Source organism: Arachidicoccus rhizosphaerae, from assembly GCF_900107765.1.
Lineage (GTDB): Bacteria > Bacteroidota > Bacteroidia > Chitinophagales > Chitinophagaceae > Arachidicoccus > Arachidicoccus rhizosphaerae.
The window spans coordinates 1-22,689 of sequence record NZ_FNQY01000025.1 but is presented as its reverse complement, the minus strand read 5'-3'; the positions used below and the strand labels follow the sequence as shown (position 1 = coordinate 22,689).

The window sequence follows — 22,689 nt, the reverse complement described above, 5'->3', positions numbered from 1 at the left end:
TATAGATACAGGTGACTATTAAAATTTTTGAATAGAAATTAGATCAGAAACAGAAAATTAAATCAGAAAAAAACAAAAAACTAGAAACAATGGCAAAATTAAACTTTGGCGGTGTTGAAGAAAATGTGGTAACCCGCGAAGAATTTCCTCTGGCGAAAGCGCAGGAGGTGCTGAAAAATGAAACAGTAGCCGTTATCGGTTATGGTGTACAGGGACCTGGACAGGCACTGAACCAAAGAGATAATGGAATCAACGTAATCGTGGGTCAGAGAAAAGACTCTAAAAGCTGGGATAAAGCCGTAGCTGACGGTTTTGTACCTGGTGAGACCCTTTTTGATATTGAAACTGCACTGGAGAAAGGTACCATCATCTGCTATCTTTTAAGTGATGCAGCCCAGATCGCACTGTGGCCTACCGTTAAAAAACACCTGACTGCAGGTAAAGCACTGTATTTCTCTCATGGCTTCGGTATCACCTTCAACGAACAAACCGGTATTGTTCCTCCGGCTGATGTGGACGTTTTCTTAGTAGCGCCTAAAGGATCTGGTACTTCTCTGCGTCGTATGTTCCTGCAAGGCCGCGGACTGAACAGTTCATATGCTATTTATCAGGATGCAACCGGCAAAGCTTATGAAAGAGTAATCGCACTGGGTATCGCTGTAGGTAGCGGTTATCTGTTCGAAACTGACTTCAAAAAAGAAGTATTAAGCGATCTGACAGGAGAAAGAGGTACACTGATGGGTTGTATTCAGGGTATTTTCGCAGCGCAGTATCAGGTACTTCGTGAAAAAGGCCATATGCCTTCTGAAGCTTTCAATGAAACCGTTGAAGAGTTAACGCAGTCGCTGATGCCGCTGGTGGCTGAAAACGGTATGGACTGGATGTATGCCAACTGTTCTACTACCGCTCAGCGTGGCGCGCTGGATTGGTGGAAAAAATTCCGTGATGCTACCTTACCTGTATTCAATGACTTATATGAAAGCGTTGCTACTGGTAAAGAATCTCAGCGTTCCATTGACTCCAACAGTCAGGCAGACTACCGTGAAAAACTGGATGCAGAATTAAAAGAACTGCGTGACAGTGAATTATGGCAGGCTGGTAAGACTGTAAGAAGCTTAAGACCAGAGAATAACTAATACCGGTTCAATACAGATATTATTCAAAATAGAAAGGCTGCCGCTGTATTCAGCATCAGGAAAATCCTGGCTGATAAAAAGGACGGCAGCCTTTTTTATGGTTATTTTTTTCAGGTAAAAGTTAGGTGAGCGTTTGGGTAGATTAATCCATTGCGGACCACTCATTACCTTTTCGATTGTTTGAACCAGACTTAATTTGCTACCCTACTCTGTCCGATTTTAAATGCAGAGATGCTCACAGGCAGAGCGCAGCAACAATATAAAAAAGCATATTTGATTAGCATGGAAATCGATTTTGAAGCAGCAGCCCTAAGACTACAACCCATTGTCAACCGTACCCCGTTACAGCTTAATGAGGGTTTATCCAAAAAATATGATTGTCAGGTCTTTTTAAAAAGAGAGGATCTGCAAAGAGTACGCTCCTATAAAATCAGGGGCGCCTATAACATGATCAGCACTTTGCCGGAAGATGTCCGGGCCAAAGGCGTTGTGTGTGCCAGTGCCGGCAACCATGCCCAGGGCTTTGCCTTTAGTTGTAACCGGTTAGGTATCAAAGGAGTGGTATTTATGCCAAGCATTACTCCTAAACAAAAAATAACGCAGACAAAAATGTTCGGTGGTTCAGAACTCCAGATCGTTCTAACGGGCGATACTTTTGATGACTGTGCTGCCGCGGCAAAAATATATACCCAGGAACATGGCCTTACCTTTATCCCTCCTTTTAATCATGAAAAAATTATTGAAGGTCAGGGTACTGTTGGCATAGAAATTCTGGAAGATGAAAAAGATATTGATTATGTATTTATTCCGGTAGGTGGTGGTGGCCTGGCCGGAGGTATCGGTTTATATTTTAAAAAGCATTCTGCTCAAACCAAAATTATCGGAGCGGAACCTGAAGGTGCCGCCTCCTTAACGGCAGCCTTAAAAGCTGGACAGCCGGTCACGCTGGATAAAATTAACCGTTTCGTAGATGGCGCTGCGGTTAAAAGAATCGGCGATCTGAACCTGGAGGTGTTTCAGCAGGTGGGCGGTATCGCTACACAGGTGCCTGAAGGCAGGATTTGTTCTACCATATTAGACCTGTATAACAGGGACGCAATTGTGGCAGAACCGGCAGGCGCTTTGTCAATTGCAGCGCTGGAGAACTTCAAAGATGAGATTCGCGGCAAAAAGGTGGTTTGTATTGTCAGCGGCTCCAATAATGATATTGACCGGATGCCCGAGATTAAAGAATTGTCCTTGCAATACGAAGGACTGAAGCATTACTTTTTAATCGGATTCTCTCAACGGCCGGGTGCGCTTAGAGAATTTTTGAATCTCGTTTTAGGACCGACGGATGATATCTCCCGTTTTGAATACCTGCATAAGACCAATAAAGAGCATGGAACTGCACTTGTAGGCATTGAACTGTTAAATAAAGAAGATTATGCACCCCTGATTCAAAGAATGCAGGAGCATCATATTAATTATACGGAGCTCAATAAGGATGATACCTTGTTTAACTTTTTGGTATAAGTAAGGGAGCTTATCTTAGCCACAAAACAAGACAGATGGAACAATGCCCCGAACATCCGCCAAAAGGAAATGGATCCGGCCTGACTGAAAAGCAAAAATTAGCGGCGGGCTTATTATACAATCCTGCCCTTGACCCGCAATTGCAATCAGAACTTTTAAGGGCCAAACAGCTTTGTTTTACCTACAATCAAACTGCGCCCATTGATAAAGAACAGCGCCATTCCCTATTAAGGCAACTGTTGGGTAAATTAGGAAAGGAACCCGTGATTGAACAGCCTTTTTATTGTGACTACGGGTATAATATAGAGATAGGCGACTATTTTTATTCAAACGTGAATCTGGTGATTTTGGACCCAGGCAAAGTCCGTATCGGAGACCATGTATATATCGGTCCCAATGTAGGGTTTTATACAGCGGGCCACCCGCTGGATAAGGATCTGAGAAACAGCGGACAGGAATATGGATATCCCATTACCATTGGCAGTCATGTCTGGATCGGAGCACAGGTAGCGGTGATGCCGGGTGTTACCATAGGTGAAGGGGCTGTCATCGGAGCCGGAAGCGTAGTAACTAAAGACATACCTGCTTATGTAGTGGCAGTTGGCAATCCCTGCCGGGTACTCAGGGAAATTACCCAGGAAGATAAACAGGCTTTTACAACCAGATAACAGCGGTTTTTAACAGCGCTTATAAAACAGCAATGGTGGCCGTCTTTTAAGGACTGCCACCATTGCTGTTTTTGCTTTTAGGGTAAAAATGCTATCAACCTCGTAAGCCGGATTCTGTTTCTACACTATCATTTATCTGCCCAAAACATTACTGTTTTGATGTAGCTGCCTACCCCATCGGGTTGCCCTGTAAACAGGACATCAAACGAGCCGCTTTCAACCCCGACTATATGTGACATTGCAGCGCTTAAGGCTTACCCAAAGACGCTATTACTAGCCTCTCCCGTACGCTCTTACCGTACATTTTCACCCTTACCTCAGGCCACTTAGGCCATAAGGCGGTTATTTTCTGTGGTGCTGGCTGTGATTCTTTTATCAAGAATCCCCGGCATTTCACCGGTAAGCTGCTCTATGCTGTCCGGACTTTCCTCGACCGTACTTTTTAAGGGTACCGGCCGCGATAGCGCGGGTCAATAGCCGGGCAAAGGTACATTCTTTTGCCCGGCTTTAATAAAAATTAAAGTCCTGCTGCTCCCCCCTTAATTGAGCTACGATTTGCTGGGATTATTTTTTAAAAAACGGGCTTTCACGGCAGCCGCCTCGCTGTCACTCATCTGGGAAGTTTTTTTGAGGACACTGATGAAGTAGTCCACCTCTGTTGTCTGTGCGGGACAGCCCATATTTTGCCCATTGGCTTCATTGGCCGGGTCATCACTATGGAATTTAGAATCTGCCAGCAGCTTACCGTCGGGAGAGAAAATCAGCCAGTAAGGTATACCGGACTCTCCGCCCCCGTATTCTTCCAGCATCTGCTCGGCTCCCGGGTTTTCTAAGGCTGCATTGGCCCCATGTTCCATGACAGTCAGATGTTCAATGACATAGTTTTTTTCAAAATAGTCCTTACAGCTCGGATCCTGGATGCTGGCATCCATTTTCTTACACCAGCCACACCAGGAGGCATGAAAGATGATCATCACGTTTTTGTGTTCGGCGCTGGCTTTTGCCTTAGCCGCTTCCATGATTTGCTTGGCGGAAGCTGGCGCTTGCGTAATGTGGGCCACCGGAGGCGCCGCCTGTTGCGATTGACACAACTTAGGGGTCGTAAGACTGGCTGCCACTATTAATAAGCTTAATATCAAAGTGTTCCTTGTTGTTGTTTTTTTCATAGTCTTATTTGGATTTTATTACTGGCTATCTGATTAGGATACCTTGTTTTTATTGTTTACCGCTGAGGTAAATATACCGTTATTTTAGTTTAGACAAACTCTAAAACCGTTATTTCCGGCAGGATGCCCACGCGACCGGGGTAGCCTAAAAAGCCATAGCCCCGATTGACATACAGATATTGACGGCCTTCTTTATAAAGACCTGCCCATTGTTTATACATATATTGAATGGGACTCCATTTGAAGTGCGGCAACTCCACCCCGAACTGCATCCCATGGGTGTGGCCGGCAAGGGTAAGGTCAATTAAACCGTATTTAGGGCGGATTTCTGCGTCCCAATGGCTGGGATCATGACTCATCAGCAACTTAAACGGGATATCCTCCGTGCCCTTATAGGCCAGATCCAGCCGGCCATATTTTGGGAAATTGCCTTTGGCCCCCCAGTTTTCAATGCCCAGCAGCGCGAATTGCTCGCCGTTTTTCTCAAAAATTTTATGGGTATTCATCATCAGGTCCCAGCCCATATCCGCATGGACTTGTTTTAAGGCTTCCAGGTTAGCTGCCTTTTCTGCATCGGAATCCCAATGTGCATAGTCTCCATAGTCGTGATTGCCAAGCGTGCTATAAACCCCCATGGGCGCTTTAAGCCGGCTGAACAGATCCTTGTAATGATCCATTTCGGTGGCCCGGTCGTTGACCAGGTCACCGGTAAACAATATCATATCGGGTCTCTCCTTTAAAACCATTTCCACTCCTCTGGTCACAGCGGCTTTATTTGAAAAACTACCACTATGAATATCACTGAGTTGAACAATTTTAAGCCCTTTAAAGCTATTGGGGAAATTGTTGAATTTAAGCTTCACGCGGCGGATCCTGTAATTATATTTATTGGTCATACCATACATGAACACACTTAAAAAGCCTCCGCCGATAATCATACCCAGCCATACCAGAAAGGTTGACCTGGGAATCTTTTCCTGCAGCTGCTTTGCGGCCTCGGATTTTGCCGGCGCCAGCCTTTTAACGGTCCAAAAAAGACCTCTTCTGGTTTCATCGATCAGTAAAACAATTAAAGTAAGCAGTTTTGCGACCAGGATACCAACCAGTAAGGTGATAAGATATCTGCGGATATCCTCTTGGACCATTCCCAGAAAAAACAGGCTGATGATACTAATAACGCTGATGCCCCAGTGTACAGAGAATATGGTCAGACGGGTTTTGGGGCCATAGTTCTGGGTGATAAAGCGCAGGACAAAATATAAATAGGTATCAACGATAATTATTAAAAGCGCCAGGATGATTCTGACGTGTAAAAATCTATACATCTTGCTTGATTTTTAAGGGTGCTTTGCTCGTGCTTATCAAATTTAAAGGCAAAATAGCATTTATCATTACCTGAAAATGTTATAATCCTTATTTTCGGTAAATGTTCTGTGAAACATTGTGAAACATTCGGCTAAATCAGGGACAAAAATTATATTTGCTTACCTGAGTATTACGATAACTATTAAAATTCAATCATATGCAACTCACCTATTATGGCCATGCCAGTTTTTCTCTGGTAATTAATAATAAACACATTCTTTTTGATCCTTATATTACGGGCAATCCGGCTGCTAATGGAATTAGCGCGGATACCATTCAGGCGGATTATATCATCGTGACCCACGGACACGGGGATCACGTGGCGGATCTGGTGCCGATTGCAAAAAGAACGGGGGCCACAGTGATCGCGGCAGCTGAAATCGCAGACTGGCTGCCTACGCAGGGGGTGGAAAATGTGCATCCTGTCAATCAGGGCGGATTTATTGATTTTGAATTTGGCAAGTTAAAAGCCGTCAGCGCTATACATTCCTCCAGTTTGCCAGATGGCACTTATGCCGGCAATCCGCTGGGCTATGTCATTAACAGTCCGGAAGGTAATTTCTATGCGGCCGGCGACACGGCTTTAACCATGGATATGCAACTGATTCCATATTGGTCCATATTGGATTTTGCCATACTGCCCATAGGTGGCAATTATACCATGGATGCAACGGACGCTGTTATCGCTTCGGATTTTATCAAGTGCAATAAAATCATTGGGGTTCATTATAATACCTTTGATATCATTAAAATAGACACAGCTGCAGCCGTATCCCTTTTTCAGCAGGCGGGTAAAACCCTTATTCTGCCTGAAGTTGGGAAGACAACCGAGGTCTAAAATGTTCCACGAAAATTAAAATTCACGTGGAACGCCTAATTTTACTCAATAAAAACCTAAAATAGAATCTTTAACTCCGTCCAGAAATACTATCTTTGAAGCGGATAAATTTATTTTTATAATATATGGCAAGAATCATTGGCGTAGCCAATCAAAAAGGCGGTGTTGGCAAGACCACCACAGCCATAAACCTAGCGGCCAGCTTCGCTGTGCTGGAATTCAGGACGTTATTAATTGATGCGGATCCCCAGGCAAACAGTACGACAGGGATTGGTTTTGATTTACATAATATTACTACCAGTCTGTATGATGTAATGGTAAACGAAACGCCTGCCAGTGAGGTGATTTTAAAAAGTGATGTACCTTATCTGGATCTGATCCCTTCCCATATTGATCTGGTGGGGGCTGAAATTGAGATGATCAACTCGCCAAACCGGGAAAACGTACTCAAAAAGGTACTGGAACCTGTTCAAGATCAATATGATTTTATCATTATTGACTGCTCTCCTTCTTTAGGGCTGATTACCGTGAACTCGCTGGTGGCTGCCAATAGCGTGGTCGTACCGGTTCAATGTGAATTTTTTGCACTTGAAGGGCTGGGTAAATTACTGAATACCATCAAAATTGTGCAGAACCGGCTAAATCCGGATTTGGAAATCGAAGGGATATTAATGACCATGTATGACGGCCGGCTGCGTCTGTCTAACCAGGTGGTCAGTGAAGTGCGCAGACATTTTGATGAACTGGTATTTGATACCATTATTCACAGAAACACCCGACTGAGTGAAGCGCCCAGTTTTGGCAAACCAGTCGTTTTATATGATTCTGACTCCAAAGGGGCCGTTAATTACCTGAATCTGGCCAAGGAGGTGTTACAGAAAAACAATATGACAAAAATCCCGCAAAAAAAGAAGATTATTAAATAATACAGGAATTTCAGCAGTAGCTATTTAGCTGATAACCGCCACTGGCGGTTTTGCTGTATGATAACCTAAACCCCTGACAATCTGGAACAATTAAATTAAAGGCATGGCAACATCAAAACCTAAAACAGGTCTGAATTTAAATCCTAACGCAAAAGCCAAACCTAAACAGGGCAAAGAAGCCCTGGGAAAAGGTATCCGCTCTTTATTGGATAATATTCATGCGGACCTGAAGACAACCTCCGGTAACCTGAACCCTAAAGTGGTGGAAGAAGCTACTACTTCGCTTCGGATTGCGGTGGAGGAAATTGAGGTTAATCCAAGAAATCCAAGAAATGATTTTGATGAAAAAGCGTTAAAAGAGCTGGCTGCTTCTATCACCATTCACGATATTATCCAGCCGTTAACGGTCAGCAAGCTTTCAACCGGCAGGTACCGGTTAATTGCGGGTGAAAGAAGGTTCAGAGCCGCTAAAATTGCCGGATTAAAGGATGTTCCTGTATATATCAGAAATGCGGACGATGGAGAAATTCTGGAATTGGCCCTGCTGGAAAACTTGCAGCGCGAAGATTTAAATGCCATTGAAATTAGCCTGAGCTATCAGCGCATGATGGATGAATTGGGCTATACCCAGGAGCAGGTCGCCGAGCGGATGGGTAAAGAAAGAAGTACGGTCGCAAACTATATCCGGCTATTAAAATTACCGCCCGATGTGCAACTGGCAGTCCGGTTTGGCATTATCTCCATGGGGCATGCCCGGGCGCTGATTAGTCTGGATCTTGTAGATAAACAGTTATATGCCTACAAGGAGATAAAGGATAAGGGACTCAGTGTGCGTCAGACAGAGGCATTAGTGCGTCAGATGCAAAATGAAGGGGCTCAGACAGACAAGCCCAAGGCAACCAGCCCTTCCAGCCTGCCTCCTGCCTATAAGAAAATTGAGGATCAGCTGGCATCCCATTTTGGAACCAAGGTCAAACTGGCACATAGCAAAAAAGGGAATGGAAGCATCCTGATTGAATATTATTCCTTACAGGAATTAAATAAACTGCTGGATAGCATGAATGTGCAGGTAGGCTAAGAAAAATAAAAATTAAGGCAAAGGCAACGTTAAGGTTTGGTGGATCGGGAAAATCCTTTGAACAGATGTGATTTTCAACCGTATATTTAGCGGAAAATACTCCTTGAATGACAGCCTTTCGCCTCCGTGGATTCTTTAGAGCAGCAGTTGTAGTGAATAATAAATTGACAATAGAAAAAAAAATCTTTACCCTGGTTAAACAGCGTGTGGCAACGCTGGGTACGGGGGGGTGCATGCTTTTAGGTATTTGCTGCGCAAATGCCCAGGCAGTAATAGATACAACTGCTCCGAGTTCGGTCAATGTTTCAGTGGCAGACACTGCTGTGCTGCCTGTAGCCAGCCAGACGGATTCCAGTCATTTACAACAAGACAGCACGCTGAAAAGAGCGCTGCGACCTTTTTCCTTACATCTGCCGGGCAGTAAAGAGCATACACCCAAGGGAGCCACGATTCGTTCCCTGATTCTTCCCGGGTGGGGTCAGGCCTATAATCGTGAGTATTGGAAGGTACCGCTGGCAGTGGCCGCAGTAGGTATACCGGTTTATCTGTATTTTAGTAATAGTAAGGAATATAATTCTGCCAGAACTGCCTATAATGTGGTCTTTGAGGAGATGCCGGTCATATCCGGAGGGAAGGGTAAGCTGGACGCCGCCAAATTTGCCAAGTTGGATCAGAAATTCCAGGATGCTTATAATAGTTATAAAGAACAAGGTGGGAATTATGTAACCAATTATCTGTCTACACTGCAAAGTTACCGCAATACTTTCAGGCAATACAGGGACTATTCTGTTGTGGCGGCTCTGCTGGGATGGGGACTGCAAATTGCGGACGCAACCGTTTTTGGACATTTATACGGGTTTGATGTGAGCGATGATCTATCCATGCAGGTAAAGCCGGTTTATTTTCAGTATGCAAAAATCCCGGGTATCGGGGTCAGCTTTACGCTGAAATAAAACGGCCATAAGTCATTGGTAAATTGGACGGATAGCCACCACTGATTACAACAATTGTTTCGTAAGCGCAATATAAAATTGAAAACTTATTTTAGATGAAAATAGCATTAATAGGATATGGTAAAATGGGCCATGCCATTGAGGAAATTGCACTGGCCAAAGGACATGAAATCGTACTTAAAGTTAATATTGATAATATCCAGGAATTTACTACAGATGCTATTAAAAAAGCAGATGTGGCCATTGAATTTACCGGGCCAGAAACGGCTTTTGATAATATCATCAAATGCATTGAAAACGGCGTTCCAGTGGTATCTGGTTCTACGGGCTGGCTGGATAAATTAAAAGAAGTGGAGGACGCTGTTAAAGACAAGGACGGGGCATTTTTATATAGCAGCAACTACTCTATTGGTGTCAATTTGTTCTTTGAAGTGAATACTTACCTGGCTCGTCTGATGAAAGACTATCCTGAGTATGATGTTCAGATGGAAGAAATCCATCATACCCAGAAAAAAGATGCACCTTCCGGAACAGCCATCAGTCTTGCCCGGCAGATACTTGAAAATCTGGGTCGTAAAAAAGACTGGGTGAATCAGCCTGCTGCAAATAATGAGGAACTGTCCATTATTTCAAAAAGAGTGGACCCTGCGCCTGGTACGCATGTCATTACCTATACCAGCGACATCGACGACATTGAAATCAAACATACTGCTCATAACCGTAAAGGCTTCGCTTCAGGAGCAGTGGTGGCCGCTGAATTTTTAAATGACAGAAAAGGAATTTACTCCATGCGGGATGTTTTGTTTGGCTAATCCGGTACCGGCAACCCGGTACAATAAGGCAAACCGCACATCAAAAATCATCATCTCATAAACAAAATAACAAAAACGCAAATCCATTATCATGATTTCTGCAGAACTATTGGAAGCTTTCACCGGTATTGTAGGTGCCGGGAATGTACTGACCGATGAAGAGTCAAGAAATAATTACGGACATGACGAAACAGAAAGATTGTTATATCTGCCATGGGTCGTCTTAAAACCAGCATCTACAGAGCAGATTAGCCAAATCATGCGCCTGTGTAATACGCATAAAATCCCTGTTACCCCAAGAGGTGGTGGTACCGGACTGAGCGGAGGTGCCTTACCCAATCTGGGAGGTGTTCTTTTATCAACTGAAAGACTTAACAAGATCCTGTCCATAGATGAGCGCAACCTGCAGGTAACCACAGAGCCTGGTGTAATTACTGAAGTTTTGCAAACGGCCGTCAAGGAAAAGAATCTTTTTTATCCGCCCGATCCAAGCAGTAAGGGCTCTTGTTTTATCGGGGGCAATATTGCAGAAAACAGCGGCGGACCTAAAGCCGTAAAATATGGTGTGGTCAAGGATTATGTGTTGAATCTGGAAGTCGTGTTGCCGACCGGTGACATTATCTGGACAGGGTCCAATGTACTGAAAAATTCTACCGGATATAATCTCACGCAGCTTTTAGTGGGCAGCGAAGGAACACTGGGAATAGTGACCAAAATCGTTTTGAAACTCATTCCGCTGCCTAAATATGATCTTTTAATGCTGGCGCCTTTTGCCAGTGTGGAAAAGGCCAGTGAGGCCGTGAGTGCTATATTCAGAGCCGGATTTACGCCTAGTGCCTTGGAACTGGTTGAAATCAACGCGCTTAAAATCGTCAGTGAAATGGTCGATAGCCACAGCCTGCCTGTGTCTGATGATATAGAAGCGCATCTGATCATTGAGGTGGACGGCAATAATATGGATGTATTGATGCAGGAAATGGAAGAGATTTCTGTGCTGTTAGGTGATTTTGAGGCCGGGGAAATCTTCTTTGCTGAAGATGCACAGCAAAAAGAAGAACTCTGGAAATTGCGTCGCCGGGTAGCGGAAGCGGTAAAAATGCAAGGCTACACCATTGAAGAAGATACTGTTGTGCCAAGAGCTGAATTGCCCAAACTCATTAAAGGGGTAAAGGCATTGGGCAAGGAACACGATTTTAAGGTAGTCTGCTACGGGCACTCTGGTGATGGTAACCTCCATATCCGTATTAATAAAGAAGGACAGCCTAATAGTTTTGGAAATCCGGAAATGACCGCTGTGCTGGAGGATTTGTTTAAACTGGTACACAGTCTGGGCGGAACCATCAGCGGTGAACATGGTATCGGGCTGATTCAGAAAAAATATATGCCTATTGTCTTTAATGATGCACAACTGAATTTAATGCGGGGCATCAAAAAGGCATTTGATCCTAATAATATTCTAAATGCCGGCAAAATTTTTGACCTTTAGCGTTTTTTAGTTTGTTGGTAAATAAATAATAGATTATCATGCGACACATAAACAAAGGAAGCTTCAGACAACTGCCAAAGTTTTTACTGGTGATCACTTTAGCATTACTGGTAAACAGTAGTTTTGGACAATATCAGAATGATAACAGATATGGCAATCAGGATGAATATGACCAGCAACCGGATGAGCCGCAACCAGCGGCGCAAAAGCAGGCCAAGTTCCGGCATTATTTTGTAGGCGGGAATTTTATTGCCTCATTTGGTGATGGCGGAGGTGCATTTGGAATCAACCCTTCCATAGGCTACTCTCTTAGTCCTTATGTGGATGTAGGTCTTGGGATTAATGCCGTATATAATTACAATAAAGATTATTATAACGGCGGTAAATGGCGGACCTGGAACCTGGGGGTGGCTCCCTTTGTGCGGGTTTATCCGATTGATTTTTTATTTTTTGAAGGATCCTTTGAGGAAAACCTGGTCAGCTCCAGATATATCAGCCAGGAAGGGGAAAAATCTGACAGACAAAACGCTTCGGCGCCCAGCCTGATAGGTGCTATCGGTTATACCAACCGAATATTTGGACAGTCCAGTTTCTTTTTTAGCGTAGGCATGGACTTTTTAAATAATAAGAATTCTCCCTATAGAGAAAATTATTATGATAATGCAGGAACCCTCCGCTCCCGCCCTACAGCCATTATCCGAACCGGATTTAATATTAACCTCTGGTAAAATATAAGCAGCCATTGCATACAAACGCCCGAAGACTTTTGTCTCGGGCGTTTGTATGGAATGGCTACTCTCAGTGCAGGAAATCTATTCAGAGGACTTCAGGCAATGGACTGGATTAGCTAAAGCAGCTTTAATTATTTGAATACTTATTGTCATAAATGCGATGATGATAACAAAGCCTCCGGCAATTAAAAATATCCACCAGTGAATGGGACGCCTGAATGGGAAAGCCTCTAACCAGGTATGCATAGGATACCAGATTGTTATAGAAGCTAATACAAATGCCATCAAAATAGGTTGTAAGTATTCCCTGGATAACAGGCTTATTATGCTGGAGATAGTTGCGCCAAGGAGCTTTCTTATACCAATTTTTTTTTCTTTTTTGTAAAATGGTATAGGTAGGATGATAACCCTATTAGACCGAGGCAGGAGATGAGAATCGTCAAGATGGAAAAACAAATAAATAGTTTTCCGAAATTTTCGTCTGCGCGGTATTGTTTTTCAAAATAATCATCAGCAAAATAGTAAGAAAAGGGTCTTTGTGGAATGGAAACTGGCAGGAGCTATTCTGCCGGCTGATGGTATTTCGGGGAATGCCTGTCTGGCATCAATGGTCAATGCCCCTGAATAGTAGGCCGTCTCCAACTTTTCTGATTGAGTTTCAATGTCTGTTGATGCTCTGTAAATCTGATTTCCTTTTTTATGAAAATGGTCATAACTGGTTTCTCTCTGGACAAATAAAAGTACCTGCCAGAAAGCTGTTAAACCGATGGTCAAGCCAATAATCTCAACAAGGCTATACGCTTTGCTCCTAAGTATGTACCGAATAGCTATTATTATTTGATTTTTTTTTCGTGGACCGGAATTTTTTATCAGGTCTCTAAAAAGAGATCAAAAATATAGCAATTGATAAACAAATATTTGTGTATTTTTTAAATAAATATGTGTTCGGTTTTGAAACAGGTTCTGTTCGATTTTGAAAATTTTGACTACCTAAATTTTCGCCCCCTTCACAACTTTTTGGTGTCATTAGGAACGGCTGCAGAATTGACTGAGCCGGCCTGTGTATTGCCAAACAACTGCCCGAATTTCCAGGTAAGCCCCAGACTAAAGGTTCGCTTATTGGCATCAGTTAGCTGATTATAGCGGTTATAGATAACCACTTTTCTCCAGCCGCCAGTACCTAAAATATCATATAGTCCTGCTGATATATTAAGGGTCCTAGTCAGGTCGTAATCGTAGTTGAAATTAAGTTCTGGGTGCGTCTTTGATTGCTTAAGATAGGTAAGCGGATTGCCGTCCCAGCTGCCAATGAGTGCATAATTACCTGCATGTTTGCTGTAATAATTTATATTTAACTGTGAACTTAAGTAATATCCGTTTTGAAAATCAGCAGGTAATTCTTTTTGTTTAAAACTTAAATGATGCAGCTGTCCACTCCATGTTAAATATAGTGCATCTCCCAGGTCGTAACTGGTCGTTACAGACAAACTTCGATCTATGTAATTTAGGTTCTGGTAACTACTGGTGAGCTGGATTACAGGCGTTTTTTGCAGGTCCCATACCTGGACAATACCGTTATTGTAGTATATCTGCTCTCCCTCCGCTTCAAAGGTAAAATGCCTCAGCGATAAATTATAAAGTAAATCCAGGTGATAATTATGCTCGGTTCTAAGCCCTTGGTTGCCCTTACTGATCATCCAGTTATTGCTATAGCTGCTGTCTGTTACCGCCATTTTAAAGCTGGGCCGAAGAGTTGTTGCAGTGAGCGATAATGAGATGCTTTGCTTGTCATCAGGAGCGTAGGAAAAGACCAGTTTTGGATATATATACCCGTTGCTAAAATGGGTGAAACTATAGCCTTTTTGCCAGGCGTAATTACCTAACAGACTTCCTTCTATTTTCAGCTTTTCCCCTGTAATAGCACTACTCACACCGCCATAAGTCGCATATTGCTGACTGCTCTGAATGGAAGTAGCCGGGTTTGTGTTTTGATTAAAAAGATTGGCTGTTTTATCAAAGCTGGCTTTAGCCCCTAAGGAGAAACTACTGCTCCAGTCAAGATCTCCTAGTTTTGTCTTTTTGAGTAGATATCTACCACTTAGAGCATATAGCTGCTCCTGGGTATTGGTGCTTGAATATATAGATGTGGGTGTTTTTTGTTGATAATCAGATTTTGAATTCGGTTGGAAAGTGCTGCTGGCGTGTAGTTGCCAGGTGTTACCGCTAGCCGCTTTATTGCGCCAGGCAGCGTATAGCGTAGCATTTATAAGCGTATTATTGCCATGGCTGCTAAAGCTGCTAACGCTACTTGTATTGTCATTTTGAAGGTGCCTGCTGTCGCTACCGCCTTTAAAAAGATTACTTAAAACACCTATTGTAAACAGATTGTTTTTGACGGATTTTTTAGTCAGGGAAGCCATGATCAGCAGCGTATTTACGCTGGACTTACTAGTGTCTCTTTGAAAATCTTGTCCGTCTATATTGATATTTGTATAAGACTCGGGCATTTTATAATGATAGCCGTTTATAAAGACGTTATTGCTCCACAGGCCCTTTTTCTGGGTATGCCTAAAGGTAAAGCTAGGGCCGGTCCTGCCTATATCGTAGTTAAGGTTGATTTCGTCAAAGCTGTAATTATAGGCGAACATATTGCTGCTTAGATATAAAATAGCGGTATTATCTGCTGCATCCAAGACTGAGGGAAAAGTAACGAGAGAAGCTTTAGCAATCATCATAGCCGGTAGTGACTGAACTTCCTGGTCGCTTAGTTTGCGGCCATCTAAAAATATGGCGATTTTTTTACCGCCACCGGTTTGTAAGGATAGTGTATTTTTGTCCGGGCTTTTATTAATGATGGTGGGGACTCTTTTAATAACGCTGGCTAGAGGCTCCGAAGGACTTTTTGTAAATTTATTCCAGTTTATCCGCATCTCTGCTGGCTTAAATCTGATGCGTCTACTGTCCGCATGGACAGTAACCCCATGGAGTTCATGGGTATCTGATTGTAGTGGAATGTGCCGTAAATATAAATCTTTTGCCAGACAGCGTCCCCTGTAACTTTGATAACCTGGCAGCTCAATGGTAAAAGCTATGGAGTCTTTGGCCAGTATGCCTGTTAACTCAATAATGCCTGCACTATTGGCTCTTAATTCCATCGTTTTAGGTACCGGATTGCCAATTTTAGTGAATTTAATCAGAGCAAAGCCAAGTGGCGTATGGTCTATGCTGTCTTCTACATAAAAACTCCGCTGTATGGATACCTGCGCCTTTACCGACTTCGCTGGTGCCAGTAATAATATGACTATTACGGCCCATAAGGTTCGGCATATATTTGGAATGCTTGGTCGCTTTTTATGCATGGATGAGGTGGTATTGATTACTAATAAATGGATTTTTACTTTATAATGGAACGGATAGGTAAACTCTGCCTGCAGTGATATATAACTCCTCTTCAAATATCGCTATGTCGCTTATAATAGCTGGGTTCAGGTTGCTGAGGGCGATAGAATACTGATAGTTAAAATCCTTATTATAAAAATCCAGGTAACTGATATATTGTATAGGGGCCTCTTTTTTAGGTAAATGTATCGCAGTTGGACTGCGTAGTATATAAAAGAAATGATTTGTAAAGTCATAGCGTGCTATTGGGCTTTGTAAGGGTTTTGAAGGTGCTGGGTTATTTTCCTGGGATTTATGTGGATTGCTGCCAGGCGTTATTGTATAGCTTTTGATATGATGACTTGTCAGGTTAATCTTATAGGCTATGGGTTGATGCCACGCAAAAAGAAATAGGGTACTGTCCACTTGCAGCATGCTGGCCCCGTTTAAAAGTGTTTTGTATGGACTGTTCACAGGTGCTGCAAAGCTTTGTTGATCTAGAATCTGACTAGCTGTGTCTAAGGTGGTAAAAGTGAGGGCATTTTGTAAAGTATCTAGTGATACCACGAGTAGGCTGTTTGAGTCAAGTAAGTGAGCACTGATTAGATTGTTGATATCAATACTTGTCTTGGAGAATAAATGGCTTTTTTTATTTTGCCTGAACCAGGTTTTTGTACTGCGATATACATAATGTCTGGTGGATGGATAGTTTGCAGCAGTCAAAAGGTCGCTGGCATTTTCTACAGGTAGGCAAGTGACTGCTGTTGTTGATTTTTGACCAACTGATTGCGCATTGTAAGCTAATATTAAATAGCTCAAATCCCCTCTGGTAATACCTATGGCATTGTCAGGCATGTGCTGCCAGCTATAATTTCCTATATCAATGGTATCTTTTGTTGTTCTGATAAAGCGCTGGTTGCTCTTTTTTTTTGTTGATAGCCATTGACAGGTAAAAACTCCCATGACTATTAAGAGCAGGAAAAGCAACAGGGGTTTTAACGTACGCATATGCCAGGTTTTAACGTCAATAATAATGCTAAGCCTAAGTTACGGAATTTTAACGAGTTCTGTTTTGTTTGAGTGAACCTGATATAAGGATATTTCCATAATATTGGTACGGTTTTAATAGGAATATTATGAAAGTGAATTTTAAAAATTCTCGGTTACTGCTACTATTACTGGATTACAGCATCAAGGGATAATGTTGACCTCTTTTTTTGTCCTATTGTGAAAAAAAATCAGAAAAATATTTGGTAAAATTATTTTTTTGGATTAATCTCGTTGTGCAATTGGAACACTCCTGCTATAAGATTGTGAAGGATTATGTGAAGAAATGGAGAGATGCAGCCGTCAAGTTCCATTACAACAAAGATTTTTAAGATTAAACATAAAAAAGTTTTGGTATAATCATATGCAAAACCCTTTTTTCTTTTGGTTTAAAAAAAGGGAAGGTATCTGGGCAGTTATGTGGCATTGTTGTACAGTGACGCCTAACGGGACTGCATTTGTACATTATCTAAGACTGGGCTATTTATATTTTATTGTTCATAAAATCTTTGCTTATGAGCCAGACGCTTCATGAGAAAGGTCCTGGAATAGTATTGTCCGGTAGGCCTTTTAGATTAGCTCCTCTACTTTACAGGACTTTTTTGCTGGGAGCTTTATTAATGATTGGTTATACAGGTTTCTGTCAGTTTGTTTCCGCTGACAGGCAAGCATTGACAAAAGATAGTAGCCGCTCTTTGCCACAAGAACAAGCCTCTAAAGAAGCCCTGATTAAAAAATATTACAGGTTAGGATTGGCTTATAGATCAGGAGATTCTCTGCCCAGGAACTATAAAAAAGCGTTTTTATATTTTTCAAAAGCAGCGGAGCTAGGTGATCCTCAGTCTGTTTATGCCATAGGTATGAGTTTTTATAAAGGAACAGGCTGCCAACAAAATTATGACTTGGCTGCTAACTACTTCAGACAGGGGGCATATGCGGGTAGAGACAATAGTATGTATATGTTAGCCCTCTGCTATAGGAATGATTATGTAAGTGTACCTAATCATCTGGATTCTGCAAAATATTGGCTACAAAAAGCCGCAGCTTTGGGCTATCGACAGGCCATCCAGGAACTCAATACGAAGAATCCGGAATATACCGGTAGCCAGGAAGCAGAGGCGCTGCTTGCAAAAATACATAATGCGGCTTTGCCTGCTAAAATACCTGTCAATCAATTTATTGCCATCCAACCAGTCGTTCCTGAAGCACAACTCGTATTTGGAGATTATTGGGGTTATATCATCAATTACGACTGGAGTGGTCGCCATATAGTTAGTACTGATAAGCTGCACTTAGAGCTTCGCCCGGATACAACTACAACTGCCACAAATAGCCAGATTACAGGCAAGTGGATGGAGAAGGACGCTTCTGTAAAGATTCAGGCAGATTTTAAAGACGATTCACTTGTCTTTAGAAAAACAAAATATAGGCGAAAAGATCATTATAGTTCAGCGGATGGTATTGCCTATCAGTTTAAAGATGCAGCATTAAATTTTGTCAGAAAAGATGATAGTGTATTTCTAGCTGGGAATATTTATATGTTTTCTGAAGAGCGTAATGAACCGTCAAAACCAATACTCATTGCGCTTGTCCGTTCAGTCTCCAGCGCAGCTGCAGACAGTAGCCTAAGCCTCAACAAGAATAAAGTCAAGACCGCAGATAATACCGCATCTGGACCTGCAGCCTATATTACTAGTGCTTACCCTAATCCATTTGCCAGTTTTCTGAATGTTGCTTTTCAAGTCACAAGAGCGTCCAAGGTTTCTGTTGAACTATATACGATTAACGGCATTAAGGTGTTTGCTAAGGCACCAGAAAATCTAAATCCTGGTGTATATAAAATACGCATCCAGCCATCATTGCCACTAGGTGTACAGAGCTATATCCTGCGTATTGTATATGATGAGGGGAGTCAGAATGTAAAAGTGATAAAAAGGTAATTTTAATAGTCAGGTCTTAGTGTTTGCAACCATTCAATAATCAAAAATTATGAGATTAGCAAAACAGCAAAAATCCTGTAAGCATAGCTGCTTATTGATTATTTTTTGTCTATCATTTATACTAGCTCATTCACAGAGCAGTACAGACCTGTTAAAAACGGTTACCCAGCAAGTCGTGCCCTCTTCCCCCGAGGCCGCAAGCATCATGCTGTATCAGACCTATCCCACAGATTATGTAAGTGGAGCTCCACAGATTAGTATCCCACTATTTACAGCCAAAGCTGGAAGCAGAGATCTACCTTTTACCTTGGACTATCAGGTGGGCAAGGTAAAACCTTCTGTTTTATCAGGTATAGCAGGGACTGGATGGACGATTTCGCCAGATCTTGGGATTACCAGAAGTATCCAGGGAGAGGAAGATAAGCTTAACTCAGGTTATCCGGCAAATAATCAGTTAGGAAGTACAACAAGCGCCTATCTCTTATCTGCAGCAAGAGGCAATTTAGATGAACAGCCGGATGATTTTTTTTATTCATTATTATCCAAGAGCGGTAGTTTTGTTTATAAGCAAAATACAGGTTTTGTTCCGCTCTCCTATCAGCCTGTCAAAATATCTCATCCAGATGATAATAGCTTTATAATTACTGATGATGACGGAACGAGTTATTTATTCGGTAAATATAGTACAGGTAGCAGTACTCAGACAGAATTTACCAATGAAAATAATAATCAGATAGATATTACCACCTGTTGGAAAATAACCGAGATTATATCTTATAATAAATCCGATACCATAAGGTTCTATTACAATCAAGCCAGGTATAATCAGATTATTCCCTATTTTAATGCACAGTGGAAGGTAATTGAATATCCTGACTATATGGACGCGGCTCATCTTAAAGAACCGGAGGTTTACCGAACAAATGCGTCCCTGCAGGAGCCTTCCACTTTAGAGGGACATGCCGGCCATGAAGTATTAAAACCAGGCTTCAAAATCAATTCTTTTTCCGGATTATCAGGATTTGATTTAATGCTTACAGAAGAGCCTGGTGCCAGTGATGCTAAAATGATCCCAGACCGCACGCTGATCAGTCAGGCAAGTATCAACCAGAAGGCCGTCTGGACACATTCCGGTAATTATGGAGCCTCCTATAGCGAAGGTAGTGAAGTCAAACTGAACTATGTTAAACAATTAAGACTGGATTCCATAAGTTTTCGGGAAGGAGGTGTTGTGCTTAGCTATGATGCAAATAATCAGCTAACTACTATTTTATATCGTCTGGCTGGCAGACAAATTAAACAAATAATCCTAAAACAACATCAGGTACAAAGTCAAAGTGTTGCACCCCCATTTATAACCTCTTCTCTGTACAATAATTACTGCAAACGCTTCTTTCTGGACTCTCTGACCATTAAAGGTATGGATAGTAATGCGCCTGGACTTAAATACGGATTTACGTATAATACGGATGATTTAGGTGTTTACAGTAACTATAATACAGATTACTGGGATTATAGAAAATCTTACAGAGGCGATCAAATTGTACCCCGGATGCCCTACCAAATCGGTAGTTATAGATGGTTTACGGGATCTCCAACAGCTGATCCTAATGATTCCACTACTGGATCCAACGGTGTGACGCCTATATGGATGGCTTTGGGAGACTATCAGGAAGAGACCACTCAGTCATATCAGGCTTTATTTGGGCTAATTTCCACCATCAGTTATCCTACGGGCGGCAAAGCAAGGTTTGAATTTGAGCAGAACCGCTATGAGTCTTTTGTGGTTCCTGATAAGATAGTATATGGAGGAGGTGTTCGTATAAAAACAATCCATTATATTACAAGCCAGGGCCAAGACTCTCTTATAAAAAAATACACTTATGGTACCAGTAATGAAAACGGCTATGGTGTTACCAAAAATCAACAGTCTGATTATAACTTCATATACCAGCAATATATAAATACTACAGGGTTAAACCAGCCCCTGGATACGTTCAAAAAAATTACCTATCTAAATTCAAAGCCATTTTTAAATAATGCCTACAGTAATGGAGCAGCGGTCCTCTATCCTGAGGTTACAGAATATAGTCTGTCAGGTAAGAATAATCAACCGCTGGGTAAAACTGTTTATAATTACAATATCAATCCTAATACAGTCTCTGCGGGTATAGCCATGACCCCTTTAATAGCTGATACAAGAGACGCCTGGAGAAACATTAAGTTTCAGTCGGTGACTAGTTACAGATATGATGGAGGGAGTTATATACCTGAAAAAAGTAAGCATTTTGAATACAGTGCTTTTATTACCAACCAAGTGCCGGCGGCCGGTACTTATCTAAACTGGTATACCCCTGTAGAATCACAATTACTTAATGACGTCCCACCTATTACTGGTGTCGATAAATTTCCGCATGTCAGTTATAATATTTTATGTGGCGGCCTCAAGCTGACTAAAGAAACAGACACTTCCTTTGATAATCAAAATTCTGCACAAAAAATCATTACTGTTACTGATTACCAATATGAAACGCAGCATCTGCAGCCATCCGGTTCCAAAACGGTGGACAGCAGAGGCTTCACTCAAGTGCGGCATTATTGGTATCCCTTTCAAAGTAGTGTGCCCGGATATACGGGCACGCAAACGACCATGCTTTCTACTCTTGCCTCTGGCAATAGGATTGGCGCTCCTATTGCGCAAAAGGACAGTACTGATGGCGTTCTGATGCATACGGCTCGTCAGGAATTCCGGTATTTAGGAGCCTATCCGCTTCCGGGAGCTGTTTATTTTTCTCACAGAACGGGCGCTGAATACAAAAAAACAGAAGTCCTGTCCTATGATAATTATGGGCATATAACAGAGCAAAAAGGTGATGATGGTATTGTTACAACCATTATTTGGGGATACGATGGGCTATATCCTGTTGCCAAGATTATTGGCAGTAGTTATGCGGCTGCATTTGCGCTGCTCAATGAGGCATCCCTGAAAAACAGTCAGATATCTGACGCTAACATGCGAAACGCCCTAAATGCTCTAAGAACAGGCCTGTCCGGTGCGCAAATCTGGACCTATACATATTTACCGGGTATAGGTGTCACCAGTGAGTGCGGGCCTGATGGAACCCTCATATTTTACACGTATGACGGACTGGGAAGGCTGATTTCCATAAAGGATGATGAGGGCAATATTTTAGAGACACACAGGTATCACTATGTAAACCAATAAACTAATTGCCTTATGTTTAAGAAAACCTTCTTCATAAAGTTTAAATGTGGGCTTATATATTTTTACAGAAGCATATTGCTGTTGATACTCTTAACGGGATCGTTGTCCATATGCAAAGCGCAGACTTTGAGCGGAGAACTTAATCCGGTAGCAGGAATCGATTATGTTTATATGCTCAGTGGCAGTTATTCTGGAGCGGTATGGTCGGTTACCAATGGAACCGTAATTTCCTCTTCTTCCACGCAGGCAACCATCCGTTTTAATCAACCTTCTGGAGGAGCTGAGTCTTATGGGAGTGCTCATATTTCGGTGGCCAATCCTTCACCTGTCGCTAGTTTGGATGTTACTGTTTCGGCCGGTTTAAGTTCAGCGTCACTGGAAGCATATCCAAGCACTACAACACCGGGACATACGGTAGAACTCT

General features: G+C 42.2%; 20 protein-coding genes and 1 other RNA gene. 13 read left to right on the top strand and 8 right to left on the bottom strand.

Annotated features, from left to right (window positions below; all coding sequences use genetic code 11):
• Nucleotides 1-89 precede the first annotated feature (89 nt).
• Entirely contained in the window at nt 90-1,136 is a 1,047-nt protein-coding gene (gene ilvC / locus BLU80_RS16135) for a ketol-acid reductoisomerase (protein ID WP_091400541.1), read from the top strand.
• Here ilvC and BLU80_RS19780 read toward each other — a convergent pair.
• A complete protein-coding gene (locus BLU80_RS19780) occupies nt 1,116-1,301 on the bottom strand; it encodes a hypothetical protein (RefSeq protein ID WP_091400539.1) in 186 nt (61 codons plus the stop codon). The genes ilvC and BLU80_RS19780 overlap by 21 nt on opposite strands.
• Before the next feature lie 66 nt (nt 1,302-1,367).
• Here BLU80_RS19780 and ilvA point away from each other — a divergent pair, with 66 nt between their 5' ends.
• Complete coding sequence (gene ilvA / locus BLU80_RS16125) at nt 1,368-2,651, top strand: threonine ammonia-lyase IlvA (protein WP_262482938.1); 1,284 nt, start codon at nt 1,368-1,370, stop codon at nt 2,649-2,651.
• A 35-nt stretch (nt 2,652-2,686) separates the two neighbouring features.
• Nucleotides 2,687-3,319 carry a sugar O-acetyltransferase gene (locus BLU80_RS16120; protein WP_091400537.1) on the top strand — a complete coding sequence of 211 codons (633 nt, stop codon included), beginning with the start codon at nt 2,687-2,689 and terminating at the stop codon, nt 3,317-3,319.
• Between the two features lie 87 nt (nt 3,320-3,406).
• On the opposite strand, the gene rnpB is transcribed toward BLU80_RS16120, so the two are convergent.
• The 3 genes from rnpB to BLU80_RS16105 form a co-directional block, all read right to left on the bottom strand.
• Nucleotides 3,407-3,796: RNase P RNA component class A (gene rnpB / locus BLU80_RS16115), an RNA gene on the bottom strand.
• A gap of 71 nt (nt 3,797-3,867) precedes the next feature.
• Nucleotides 3,868-4,485 carry a thioredoxin family protein gene (locus BLU80_RS16110; RefSeq protein ID WP_091400535.1) on the bottom strand — a complete coding sequence of 206 codons (618 nt, stop codon included), beginning with the start codon at nt 4,483-4,485 and terminating at the stop codon, nt 3,868-3,870.
• An 89-nt stretch (nt 4,486-4,574) separates the two neighbouring features.
• Nucleotides 4,575-5,810, bottom strand: a complete 1,236-nt coding sequence (locus BLU80_RS16105) for a metallophosphoesterase (protein WP_091400533.1) — start codon at nt 5,808-5,810, stop codon at nt 4,575-4,577.
• 197 nt (nt 5,811-6,007) lie between these two features.
• Here BLU80_RS16105 and BLU80_RS16100 point away from each other — a divergent pair, with 197 nt between their 5' ends.
• The 7 genes from BLU80_RS16100 to BLU80_RS16070 all read left to right on the top strand — a co-directional run bounded on the left by BLU80_RS16100 (nt 6,008) and on the right by BLU80_RS16070 (nt 12,671).
• Complete coding sequence (locus BLU80_RS16100; protein WP_091400531.1) at nt 6,008-6,688, top strand: metal-dependent hydrolase; 681 nt, start codon at nt 6,008-6,010, stop codon at nt 6,686-6,688.
• 125 nt (nt 6,689-6,813) lie between these two features.
• Nucleotides 6,814-7,614, top strand: coding sequence for a ParA family protein (locus tag BLU80_RS16095; RefSeq protein WP_091400529.1), 801 nt, complete (start codon nt 6,814-6,816; stop codon nt 7,612-7,614).
• 103 nt (nt 7,615-7,717) lie between these two features.
• Nucleotides 7,718-8,692 (top strand): ParB/RepB/Spo0J family partition protein, encoded by a 975-nt coding sequence (locus BLU80_RS16090; RefSeq protein ID WP_091400527.1) that lies wholly within the window; start codon nt 7,718-7,720, stop codon nt 8,690-8,692.
• Nucleotides 8,693-8,799: 107 nt separating this feature from the next.
• Nucleotides 8,800-9,645, top strand: a complete 846-nt coding sequence (locus tag BLU80_RS16085) for a DUF5683 domain-containing protein (RefSeq protein ID WP_091400525.1) — start codon at nt 8,800-8,802, stop codon at nt 9,643-9,645.
• Between the two features lie 95 nt (nt 9,646-9,740).
• Nucleotides 9,741-10,457 carry a 4-hydroxy-tetrahydrodipicolinate reductase gene (gene dapB / locus BLU80_RS16080; protein ID WP_091400523.1) on the top strand — a complete coding sequence of 239 codons (717 nt, stop codon included), beginning with the start codon at nt 9,741-9,743 and terminating at the stop codon, nt 10,455-10,457.
• 91 nt (nt 10,458-10,548) lie between these two features.
• On the top strand, nt 10,549-11,943 hold the full coding sequence (locus tag BLU80_RS16075) for an FAD-binding oxidoreductase (protein ID WP_091400521.1): 1,395 nt from the start codon (nt 10,549-10,551) through the stop codon (nt 11,941-11,943).
• A gap of 38 nt (nt 11,944-11,981) precedes the next feature.
• Complete coding sequence (locus BLU80_RS16070) at nt 11,982-12,671, top strand: hypothetical protein (protein WP_091400519.1); 690 nt, start codon at nt 11,982-11,984, stop codon at nt 12,669-12,671.
• A gap of 84 nt (nt 12,672-12,755) precedes the next feature.
• On the opposite strand, the gene BLU80_RS20165 is transcribed toward BLU80_RS16070, so the two are convergent.
• From BLU80_RS20165 to BLU80_RS16050, 4 genes are all read right to left on the bottom strand, one after another.
• Nucleotides 12,756-13,130 carry an ABC transporter permease gene (locus BLU80_RS20165; RefSeq protein ID WP_170831265.1) on the bottom strand — a complete coding sequence of 125 codons (375 nt, stop codon included), beginning with the start codon at nt 13,128-13,130 and terminating at the stop codon, nt 12,756-12,758.
• Nucleotides 13,131-13,184: 54 nt separating this feature from the next.
• The gene (locus BLU80_RS16060) at nt 13,185-13,448 is read right to left on the bottom strand and encodes a hypothetical protein (RefSeq protein WP_091400514.1); all 264 of its coding nucleotides are present in this window, start codon (nt 13,446-13,448) and stop codon (nt 13,185-13,187) included.
• A gap of 233 nt (nt 13,449-13,681) precedes the next feature.
• Complete coding sequence (locus BLU80_RS16055; protein ID WP_139188179.1) at nt 13,682-16,033, bottom strand: TonB-dependent receptor; 2,352 nt, start codon at nt 16,031-16,033, stop codon at nt 13,682-13,684.
• Between the two features lie 40 nt (nt 16,034-16,073).
• A complete protein-coding gene (locus tag BLU80_RS16050) occupies nt 16,074-17,060 on the bottom strand; it encodes a hypothetical protein (RefSeq protein WP_139188178.1) in 987 nt (328 codons plus the stop codon).
• Between the two features lie 554 nt (nt 17,061-17,614).
• On the opposite strand from BLU80_RS16050, the gene BLU80_RS16045 reads away from it, so the two are divergent.
• The 3 genes from BLU80_RS16045 to BLU80_RS16035 all read left to right on the top strand — a co-directional run.
• Complete coding sequence (locus BLU80_RS16045) at nt 17,615-19,039, top strand: T9SS type A sorting domain-containing protein (RefSeq protein ID WP_091400508.1); 1,425 nt, start codon at nt 17,615-17,617, stop codon at nt 19,037-19,039.
• A gap of 49 nt (nt 19,040-19,088) precedes the next feature.
• Nucleotides 19,089-22,265 (top strand): RHS repeat domain-containing protein, encoded by a 3,177-nt coding sequence (locus BLU80_RS16040; protein ID WP_091400506.1) that lies wholly within the window; start codon nt 19,089-19,091, stop codon nt 22,263-22,265.
• Nucleotides 22,266-22,391: 126 nt separating this feature from the next.
• On the top strand, nt 22,392-22,689 hold a 298-nt coding region (locus BLU80_RS16035; RefSeq protein WP_139188177.1), incomplete at its 3' end, for a hypothetical protein.

What these genes read in the sequence shown, in the direction of transcription:
- ilvC (WP_091400541.1), top strand. Translation starts at nt 90, where the DNA reads ATGGCAAAATTAAACTTTGGCGGTGTTGAAGAAAATGTGGTAACCCGC.
- BLU80_RS19780 (WP_091400539.1), bottom strand. Translation starts at nt 1,301, where the DNA reads ATGAGTGGTCCGCAATGGATTAATCTACCCAAACGCTCACCTAACTTT.
- ilvA (WP_262482938.1), top strand. Translation starts at nt 1,368, where the DNA reads ATGCTCACAGGCAGAGCGCAGCAACAATATAAAAAAGCATATTTGATT.
- BLU80_RS16120 (WP_091400537.1), top strand. Translation starts at nt 2,687, where the DNA reads ATGGAACAATGCCCCGAACATCCGCCAAAAGGAAATGGATCCGGCCTG.
- BLU80_RS16110 (WP_091400535.1), bottom strand. Translation starts at nt 4,485, where the DNA reads ATGAAAAAAACAACAACAAGGAACACTTTGATATTAAGCTTATTAATA.
- BLU80_RS16105 (WP_091400533.1), bottom strand. Translation starts at nt 5,810, where the DNA reads ATGTATAGATTTTTACACGTCAGAATCATCCTGGCGCTTTTAATAATT.
- BLU80_RS16100 (WP_091400531.1), top strand. Translation starts at nt 6,008, where the DNA reads ATGCAACTCACCTATTATGGCCATGCCAGTTTTTCTCTGGTAATTAAT.
- BLU80_RS16095 (WP_091400529.1), top strand. Translation starts at nt 6,814, where the DNA reads ATGGCAAGAATCATTGGCGTAGCCAATCAAAAAGGCGGTGTTGGCAAG.
- BLU80_RS16090 (WP_091400527.1), top strand. Translation starts at nt 7,718, where the DNA reads ATGGCAACATCAAAACCTAAAACAGGTCTGAATTTAAATCCTAACGCA.
- BLU80_RS16085 (WP_091400525.1), top strand. Translation starts at nt 8,800, where the DNA reads ATGACAGCCTTTCGCCTCCGTGGATTCTTTAGAGCAGCAGTTGTAGTG.
- dapB (WP_091400523.1), top strand. Translation starts at nt 9,741, where the DNA reads ATGAAAATAGCATTAATAGGATATGGTAAAATGGGCCATGCCATTGAG.
- BLU80_RS16075 (WP_091400521.1), top strand. Translation starts at nt 10,549, where the DNA reads ATGATTTCTGCAGAACTATTGGAAGCTTTCACCGGTATTGTAGGTGCC.
- BLU80_RS16070 (WP_091400519.1), top strand. Translation starts at nt 11,982, where the DNA reads ATGCGACACATAAACAAAGGAAGCTTCAGACAACTGCCAAAGTTTTTA.
- BLU80_RS16055 (WP_139188179.1), bottom strand. Translation starts at nt 16,033, where the DNA reads ATGCATAAAAAGCGACCAAGCATTCCAAATATATGCCGAACCTTATGG.
- BLU80_RS16050 (WP_139188178.1), bottom strand. Translation starts at nt 17,060, where the DNA reads ATGCGTACGTTAAAACCCCTGTTGCTTTTCCTGCTCTTAATAGTCATG.
- BLU80_RS16045 (WP_091400508.1), top strand. Translation starts at nt 17,615, where the DNA reads ATGAGCCAGACGCTTCATGAGAAAGGTCCTGGAATAGTATTGTCCGGT.
- BLU80_RS16040 (WP_091400506.1), top strand. Translation starts at nt 19,089, where the DNA reads ATGAGATTAGCAAAACAGCAAAAATCCTGTAAGCATAGCTGCTTATTG.